Source organism: Streptomyces bikiniensis (assembly GCF_000716625.1).
Taxonomy (GTDB): domain Bacteria; phylum Actinomycetota; class Actinomycetes; order Streptomycetales; family Streptomycetaceae; genus Streptomyces; species Streptomyces bikiniensis.
Window position 1 is genome coordinate 1 of the sequence record NZ_JNXJ01000087.1, and the last position, 8,369, is coordinate 8,369.

At 74.9% G+C, this 8,369-nt stretch carries 7 protein-coding genes and 1 pseudogene; 5 read left to right on the plus strand and 3 right to left on the minus strand.

Going from position 1 to position 8,369, the window contains the following annotated elements:
• On the plus strand, positions 1 to 309 hold a 309-nt coding region (locus OO47_RS32590; protein ID WP_033211127.1), incomplete at its 5' end, for a hypothetical protein.
• A 10-nt stretch (positions 310 to 319) separates the two neighbouring features.
• Here OO47_RS32590 and OO47_RS32595 read toward each other — a convergent pair.
• Positions 320 to 1,957, minus strand: a complete 1,638-nt coding sequence (locus OO47_RS32595; protein ID WP_030222747.1) for a DNA repair helicase XPB — start codon at positions 1,955 to 1,957, stop codon at positions 320 to 322.
• Between the two features lie 114 nt (positions 1,958 to 2,071).
• On the opposite strand from OO47_RS32595, the gene OO47_RS38860 reads away from it, so the two are divergent.
• Both OO47_RS38860 and OO47_RS37115 read left to right on the plus strand, forming a co-directional pair.
• Positions 2,072 to 2,263, plus strand: coding sequence for a recombinase family protein (locus OO47_RS38860; protein WP_106969520.1), 192 nt, complete (start codon positions 2,072 to 2,074; stop codon positions 2,261 to 2,263).
• On the plus strand, positions 2,199 to 2,438 hold the full coding sequence (locus OO47_RS37115) for a recombinase family protein (RefSeq protein WP_030222750.1): 240 nt from the start codon (positions 2,199 to 2,201) through the stop codon (positions 2,436 to 2,438). The genes OO47_RS38860 and OO47_RS37115 overlap by 65 nt, the downstream gene beginning before the upstream one ends.
• Here OO47_RS37115 and OO47_RS35825 read toward each other — a convergent pair.
• Positions 2,430 to 2,948, minus strand: a pseudogene (locus tag OO47_RS35825) (transposase family protein). The gene OO47_RS37115 and the pseudogene OO47_RS35825 overlap by 9 nt on opposite strands.
• A gap of 185 nt (positions 2,949 to 3,133) precedes the next feature.
• Between OO47_RS35825 and OO47_RS32610 the strand changes: the two are divergent.
• Positions 3,134 to 3,664 carry a tetratricopeptide repeat protein gene (locus OO47_RS32610; protein ID WP_030222756.1) on the plus strand — a complete coding sequence of 177 codons (531 nt, stop codon included), beginning with the start codon at positions 3,134 to 3,136 and terminating at the stop codon, positions 3,662 to 3,664.
• 633 nt (positions 3,665 to 4,297) lie between these two features.
• Here OO47_RS32610 and OO47_RS32615 read toward each other — a convergent pair.
• Positions 4,298 to 6,853: a helicase C-terminal domain-containing protein gene (locus OO47_RS32615; protein ID WP_234323385.1), complete on the minus strand. Its 2,556-nt coding sequence runs from the start codon at positions 6,851 to 6,853 to the stop codon at positions 4,298 to 4,300.
• 72 nt (positions 6,854 to 6,925) lie between these two features.
• Between OO47_RS32615 and OO47_RS32620 the strand changes: the two genes are divergently transcribed.
• Positions 6,926 to 8,014: a hypothetical protein gene (locus OO47_RS32620; RefSeq protein ID WP_030222761.1), complete on the plus strand. Its 1,089-nt coding sequence runs from the start codon at positions 6,926 to 6,928 to the stop codon at positions 8,012 to 8,014.
• Positions 8,015 to 8,369: the final 355 nt, after the last annotated feature.

Genomic DNA, 8,369 nt, shown 5'->3' on the forward strand with positions numbered 1-8,369 from the left:
GATCCCGCCCCCGCCGACCTGCCCGATCCCGCCCCCGACCCCACCGCCCCGAACGCCCGCGCCCTCCGCGTCCTCGCGCTCTGCGGTTTCCTCCTCCTCGCGGGCTGCCTGGTGCTCACCGCCGCCCTCGGACTCACCGACGCCGTCGAGGGCGACGGCGTGGGCGGCGGGTTCCTCGTGGCCGGCCTCTGGTCCCTGGCCCTCGGCGCCGCCGCGGGCACGGCCGCCCTCGCCGTACCCCGCGGGGCGCTCGTCGCCGCCCAGTACGCCCTGGCGTTCGCGGCCCCGGTCCTCGCCGCCCTGGACTGAGCGGCGCGCGTCACGGTGCCAGCAGCTCGTCCGCGTCCACGATCCGGTACGCGTACCCCTGCTCCGCCAGGAACCGCTGTCGGTGCGCCGCGAAGTCCTGGTCGATGGTGTCCCGGGCGACCACCGAGTAGAAGTGCGCCTGGTGGCCGTCGGCCTTCGGCCGCAGCACGCGGCCCAGGCGCTGGGCCTCCTCCTGCCGGGAGCCGAAGGTGCCGGACACCTGGATGGCGACCGTGGCCTCGGGCAGGTCGATCGAGAAGTTCGCGACCTTCGAGACGACGAGCACGCTGATCTCCCCGGTGCGGAAGGCGTCGAAGAGCCGCTCCCGCTCCTTGTTCGAGGTCTCGCCCTTGATGACCGGCGCGTCGAGGTGTTCGCCCAGCTCGTCCAGCTGGTCGATGTACTGCCCGATGACGAGGATCTGCTGCCCGGCGAACTTCTTCACCAGCGCCTCCGTCACCTTCCGCTTCGTCGCCGTCGTCGCGCAGAAGCGGTACTTCTCCTCCGGCTCGGCCGTCGCGTACGCGAGCCGCTCCGAGTCGGTCAGGTTCACCCGGACCTCGACGCAGTCGGCGGGCGCGATGTACCCCTGCGCCTCGATCTCCTTCCACGGCGCGTCGAACCGCTTCGGTCCGATCAGCGAGAACACGTCCGACTCGCGCCCGTCCTCGCGCACCAGGGTGGCGGTGAGGCCGAGGCGGCGGCGGGCCTGGAGGTCGGCGGTGAACTTGAAGACGGGCGCGGGCAGCAGGTGCACCTCGTCGTAGACGATGAGGCCCCAGTCGCGGGAGTCGAACAGCTCCAGGTGCGGGTAGACGCCCTTCCGGCGGGTGGTGAGCACCTGGTAGGTGGCGATGGTGACGGGCCGGATCTCCTTCTTCGTCCCCGAGTACTCGCCGATCTCGTCCTCGGTCAGCGAGGTCCGCTTCACCAGCTCGTGCTTCCACTGCCGGGCGGAGACGGTGTTGGTCACGAGAATCAGGGTGGTCGCCTTGGCCTCGGCCATCGCCCCGGCCCCGACCAGCGTCTTGCCGGCGCCGCAGGGCAGCACGACGACGCCGGAGCCGCCGTGCCAGAAGCCCTCGACGGCCTGCTTCTGGTAGGGCCGCAGGCTCCAGCCGTCCTCGGCGAGGTCGATCCGGTGCGCCTCCCCGTCCACGTACCCGGCGAGGTCCTCGGCCGGCCAGCCCAGCTTCAGCAGGGTCTGCTTGATCTGCCCGCGCTCGGAGGGGTGCACGGCCACGGTGTCCGGGTCGATCCGCTCCCCGACGAGCGGCTGCACCTTCTTCGACCGGAGGATCTCCTCCAGGACGGGCCGGTCGGTGGTGGTGAGCACGAGCCCGTGGACGGGGTGCTTGGAGAGCGTGAGCCGCCCGTACCGGTCCATCGTCTCGGCGACGTCCACGAGCAGCGCGTGCGGCACGGGGTAGCGCGAGTACTCCACGAGCGCGTCCACGACCTGCTCGGCGTCGTGCCCGGCGGCCCGCGCGTTCCACAGCCCGAGCGGCGTCACCCGGTACGTGTGGACGTGCTCCGGCGCCCGCTCCAGCTCCGCGAAGGGCGCGATGGCCCGCCGACAGGCCTCGGCCAGCTCGTGGTCGACCTCCAGGAGCAGCGTCTTGTCGCTCTGGACGATCAGGCAGGACACACATACCTCCGCAAATAGGATCGTCGCGTGACAGACACCACACCTGCCACCGCTACGGCCCGGGCCTTGCCCCGTGCCCGTCGCCCCAAGGGCGTCTCAGCCAATGCGCCAGGAATGCGCGCGGCCATCTATGTCCGCCTTTCGCGGGAAACAGAGAACTCTACCTCGCCCGAGCGTCAGCGCGCGGCCTGTGAGGCTCTGTGCGCGGCCCGTGGTCGGCAGGTCGTAGCCGTGGAGGACGGTGATCGCGGTCTTCGCCGAGCTGGAGTCCGACACCATCGGTATGCGCGTCTCCAGCGCCCATGAACACCTGCGGCGGGAGGGCCGCTACACGGGCGGCAGAGTGCCGTACGGGCACCGGGCGGCCCCCGACCCCGAAGGCGCGGGGAAGGTCCTGGGGGTCAACCCCGAGGAAGCGAAGACGATTCACGAGATCGTGGAACGGGTCCTCGACGAGGAGCCTTTTCCATCCTCATCCTGAGCTGGTCGGATGCAGAGTGAGGACGGCCTGGAGAGTTTGGTGGTCCGGGTGGTCGAGCATTGCAGTCTGCGGAGGAGCCGCCGGGACTTGAGCGTGGCGACGGCCTTCTCGGCCAGGGGCCGGATCTTTGCGTGGGGCCGATTGAACGCCTGCTGGCCCGGGGTGTCGGCGGTGATGCGGTCGATCGGCAGCAGGATGCCGTCGAGGATGACGAACGTCTTCTTTCTGATCGTCCGCATCGCTTCGGCCGGGGACGGGGCAAGGGCGGCCAGGGCCTCGACGGCTTCACGTATGGAGCGGTAGACGGTTGCGATTCCGATGCCGAACCCAGCTGCCGGCTGGGCGTAGGTGTCACCGCACCGCAGGTGAGGCAGGGCGAGCCAGGGCCTGTCGCGAGGCGGGAAGGCGCCGCCACCGCGTCCCGATCACCTGTCGCCTGGCCTTCGGACGCCCGGTCAGGAACCGCAGAGTGCGGCTGGACAGATCAATCGCCGGCGGGTACGCAAGCACGCGAAGCTCCTGGAAGGTTCTGGCCGAGTACACCGAGCACACCGTCGACCTCCTGCTCGAACGCTTCCTCGTTCTGGCCGAGGCGAGGGGGACAGCGTGACGCGAGAGCACCGTGCGCAACAGTTCAGCAGGTGAGACAGGGGGGAACTTTGCTGATCAGAGGCGGTGTGCCACCGTAGAGCACCATGAATAATGGTCACGACAAGGCCGAGGCGCTGGCACGAGCGGTCCGGCTGCGGGAGCAGGGCCAGGCCGAGCAGGCCCGGGAACAGCTGGTGGAACTGGCCGAGCGTTACCCGGCAGACGGCGAGATCGCCTATCAGACCGCCTGGGTACATGATGTCCTCGGCCTGGAGCGCGAAGCCGTCCCGTTCTACGAACGTGCCCTGAGCGGCGCGGACCTGTCCCCGGAGGACCGGCACGGAGCCTTCCTCGGCCTGGGAAGCACGCACCGGATCCTGGGCTCCTACGACAAGGCCGTGCAGACCCTTCGACAGGGACTCGATGAGTTCCCGGACGATGCGGCGCTGCACGCTTTCCTCGCCATGGGCTTGTACAACCAGGGTGAGAACCGTCAGGCGGTGCAGCTGCTGCTGAAGACGCTCGCCGCTACCAGCAGCGACCGCCGGGTGCAGGACTATCGGCGGGCGATCGAGCACTACGCCGACGACCTGGACAGCATCCAGCAGGACGAGGAACCGCAGCACGGACACTGAAGCTACCGGCGACACGGCGCCGATGCGACAGTCGTGCGCCGGTCGAACCCCAGGGGACCGCCCGCGTCACACAGCAGACAGTCACGCACGCCACCGCGGCGCATCCCGCACCGTCGGCGTTCCACACCCCGGTCTGAGCCGCTGGGCCTTTCCCGTCCTCCACCTGCATCTGACCAGCTCAGAGGAGGAAGAAAAAGCTCACTGATGGTCACCGCAGCGGACACCGGTCGCCGCACGGACCGGCTGCTCAGCCGCCGTACTACGCGGAGGCCGGCATCGAGCACCGGTGGCGCCCGGAGCTGGAGCCCGCGCCCGCGCTCGTCGTCTCCGAGCTGCGGGACGGCCACTACGTGGAGCGGCTCGTCGCCGAGGCCGGGCGCGAGACGGCCGTGGAGCGCCGTTCCCGCTGAAGCTCGATCCCGGCGCCCTAGTGGCCCCGCGCCGCTGAGGACGTGCCCGGAGCCGTTACACCCAGGAGGTGTCTCACCGATCAGGCCGGGCTCGCGGCGCCCGGCACCGTACCTCGCCGCGTTGTCGTCACTCGCCATGACTCCGCCATGACTCCCTCCTCCGCCTTGCGAGGCAACGCACCAGACGCCGCGGCCTGTCCGACCCCGATCCGCCGGACACCCCCTAGTCGTCCGCCAGTTCCGCCACCCCCGTGATCCGGTGCAGCGGGTACGTGCGCATCTCGTCGGCCGTGTGGTCGTAGCCCGTCACGAAGCCGCCCTCCACGCGGACCGGGGCGATGACGCGCTGGCTCGCCGCGCCGTCCGCGTTCACGTAGCCGATCCAGACCGCCGAGCCGGTCATCGCGGCCGCCTGGACGGTCGCCAGGGTCTCGGCGGACGAGGTCCGGGGGAGCGAACCGGCCGGGGTCGGGGCGGCCGGCTCCCTGCGGACCGCCGTCGCCGCCCGGTCGCCCGCCCGGATCGCCTTCACCGCCGCGTTCAGGAGGGTCGCGTCCGGGGCGGGCGGCCCGTCCGGGACGGGCACGGGGGCCGTGCGCGCGGGCGTGCGGTACGCGTCGGCGCGCGTGACCAGGACGTCCCCCTCCGCCGACTCGGCCGCCGGCGCGTACCCCATCGCCCGCAGCCCCTCGAGCAGCGCCGCCGGGTCCGCCTGCGCGGCGAGCACGGTCGGCGCCAGGCGCCGCAGGCCCAGCGCGGCGGAGCGCCGGTCGGCCAGGATCTCGCCGAGGACGGTGTCGTCGTCGCAGCGCACGTACGCGGACGCCGCCCCCACCCGCAGGTGCCCGTGGCGCCGGGCCACGTCGTCCACCAGGTACGCGAGCGGCTGCGGCACCGGCGTGCGGGAGTGCGCGGCCAGGAACGCGTGCACGTCGGACGCGGCCAGACCGGAGTCGAGGGCCCGCCGTACGGAACCGGGCGTGAACCGGTACACCGTCGCACCACCCTTCGACTCCACGTCCGCGAGGACCGCGAGCGCGTCCGCCAGGGGCCGCCGCAGCGGCCCGGGCGCGACCGCCGTCAGGTCGGCCTGGAGCAGGACGTGGTCGACGGCCTCCGGCAGCAGCGGCGCCAGCAGCGCCGCCGCCCGCTCGGCGGCCACCGACTCCTCGACCCCGCCGCCCTCGTCGGCCGGCGACGCGGCCTCGGCCAGCGGCAGGTTGAGCAGCGCCCGCGCCGGAGCCGACAGGGCGCCCCGGCCGGTCAGCCCGAGCAGCTCGGCCTCCGCGAGCGCCCAGCGCGCCAGCCGGGACCGCAGGTCGTCGGGGAGGGCGGGACCCGGGCCGGGGCTCTCCGTGGCGGGTCCCGCCGCGGCACCCCGCAGCGGCCGCTCCCACCGCAGCCGCGCGAACAGCGTCTCCGGGTCGGCCGCCGCGCCCGGCGGCAGCGTCGCCAGGAGGCCGAGCACCCGGCGCCGGACCTCGGGCGCGGCCGCCCGGTCCAGGTCCGGGCCGAGCGCCGAGAGCGCGCGCCCCTTCGCGTCCTGGCCGCCGACCAGGCCCGGCGTGCGGGTCGACGCCAGCCAGGGCGCGACGAGCCGGGCCCAGCGCTCGGCGGGCGGCAGGTCCAGCCAGTCGTCGTAGGCGGGCGTCGGCGCGTACCGCTCGTCCGCCTCCCCGTCCGAGGCGAGCAGCCCCGCCCCGTGGCAGAGCTCCAGCCAGAAGGCGGCGACCTGCTCCGTCACGTCCAGGGCGGCGGCGGTCCGTCTGAGGTCCCGTACGGAGAGGCCGCCCGCCCGCAGCACCTGCGGACCCCCCTCGTCCCAGGACTTCAGCAGCTCCTCGACGGTCGCCAGCGCCGTGTACGCCTGCCCGGCCGCCGCGCCGTCCACCACCTGGGGACGGTGCTCGCGCAGGACGGCCACCTCCGGTGCCACCGGCTCCGGCGCCCGGTGCGCCCGCCCGCCCCGCAGGTGCAGCGCCACCTCGCGCGGCAGCACCATCGTCCGCGCCGACACCGGAAGGAGCAGGCCCCGGTCGCGCAGCCAGCGCACGGGCGGGGCCGGGTTCGCCGTCACCTCGCCGTACGGCGGCCCCCACACGAGCCGGTCCAGGACGGCCAGCGCCTCCGGCGGCGCCCCGTCGAGGAACGCGCCCATCCGCGCCCGGTCGGTGAAGAGCCCGGTCAGGGCCGCCACCGCCGACACGGGATCGTGCGTCGCGGGGAGCCCGGCCGCCGCGATGATCTCCTGCACCCGGCCCGGCGACATCCCGGACGTCGCCTCGGCGACGGTCGGCCCGAGCCCGGTCGGCGAGGGGTGCTGCGGCGACGGCGAGAGCAGCTCGCGCGCGGTCCGCACGAGCCGCAGCCGGTCGTCCCCGCCCCACACGAGCGCCTGTTCGCGCAGCAGCGCCACCGCGCCCGGCAGCGCCGCCTCGATCTCCGCGTCGCCCTCGTCGCCGGTGAGCAGGGCGAGGAGCACGGGGTACGGGGCCGGGTCCGGGGCGACGGCGAGCGCCTCGGCCGTCTGGAGCGCGAACCGGTCGAGCCGCTCCAGGGCCCGCACCACCGAGCCCCGCGTCCCGGCGCGGGTCGCCAGCTGCGTCAGGTCGTTCGGTACGGGGTTCAGCAGGTCCGGGCGGGCGCGCAGCAGCGCGGCGAGTCCTTCGTCGCCCCGCGCGCGGAGCGCCTCCGCGAGCGTGCGGGGCGCCGCGGCGGCGCCTGTTCCCTCGGCCACGTGCGCCTCCCGGTCGAGCCCACCGATCCCACCGATCCCCATCCGGACCACGTTAACCGCTGCGCAGGCGCTAACGTCGGGCCGTACCGGGCGAACCGGCCGTGGAGGGGCACCGTGGGCATCGAGAGCGACCAGTTGGTCTACGACTACCTGAGCCGGGTCGGCGATCTGGCCCAGCAGCGCCACCTGCCGGCGAGCGACCGCGCGCGGCTCGTGTCGACCCTCCGGAACGAGATCGACCGCCGGCGCGCCACCCACGGCGAGGAGACCCCCGCGGCGGTACGGGGCATCCTCGGCGCTCTGGGCACCCCGGCCGAGGTCGTGGACCGCGCGGGGGCGCCGGGGGGCGCCGACGACCCGGGCCGGGGCCCGGTGCCGCCGCCGCGCGGGGGCGGCCCGGAGCGGGGTGACTCCTCCCGTACGCGCGAGGAGGACGCCCCGGCGGACGACCGCCCGGGCCGCGAGGGCCGGGCCGCCCGCGACGGCTCCGCCCCCGACGGGCCCGGCAGGTCCGGCAGGTCCGGAATCCCGGCACCCCGTCCCGGCGTGTCGGCCCCGGACCGGCCGCTGTTCCACGGCGGGACGGAGAAGGGCGCCTTCGACGGCCCGGAGGAGCCCGACTGGTGGCGGACGGCGGACGCCGCCGACGGCATCCCCGGTTTCGTCGGCGGGATCGAGCGCCCGGACCTCTTCCGGCCGCCCGCCCCCGAGGAGGACGAGGAGGAGGCGGAGGGCGAGGCCCCCGCCCCCGGCGGGCGCCGCCGCCTGGCCCGGCTCCTGCGCCCGCGCAAGGCCGCGCGGGCCCGGGCCCCGGAACCGGCCCCCGGGGCGGAGGCGCCGGTGGCCCAGGCCCCGCCCCGCCCCCGTCTCGCCAACCCCTTCGTGCTGCTCGCCGCCCTGCTCCTGCTCGGCGGCGCCGTCTTCGGCTCGCTCCTGGCCCTCGCCGCGGGCTGGCTCCTCGCGTACGCCTCCCGCCGGCTGACCCCCGGCGAGGTCAAGGGCGCGGTCCTGGTGATCCCGGGCCTCGCCGCCGGTGCCGGGACGCTCTGGCTGTGGGGGCGGGTCCAGGGCCGCTGGGGCGATCCGGTGGCCCCGGGCGGGGAGGCGATGGGCGCGGCGGTCGCGGAGACCTGGCCGTGGGTCCTGCGGGGAGCGGCGATCGCGTCGGCCCTGTTCCTGCTGTGGCGCTCCCGCAAGCACTGAGACGCCGACCGCCCGGCGGACGCGGAGCCACCCGGCCCCGCGCCCGTGGACCATCGGACCCGCGCCCGTGGACCATCGGCCCCGCGCCCCGAGACGCCCGGCTCCACCCCACGGGCCACCGAGACCCGCGCTCCTGCCTCACCCCGGCCCCTGCCCCTGCCCCTGCCTCACCCCGGCCCCTGCCCCTGCCCCTGCCTCACCCCAGCCCCTGCCTCACCCCGGCCCCTGCAATCCCCGGACGCCGACCTCCCGGCCCGGGGGGCGACTCCATGACCCGGGGGTGCCGGCCCCACGACCGGGGGTGCCGACTCCACGACCTGGGGGTGCCGGCCCCACGACCGGGGGGTGCCGGCCC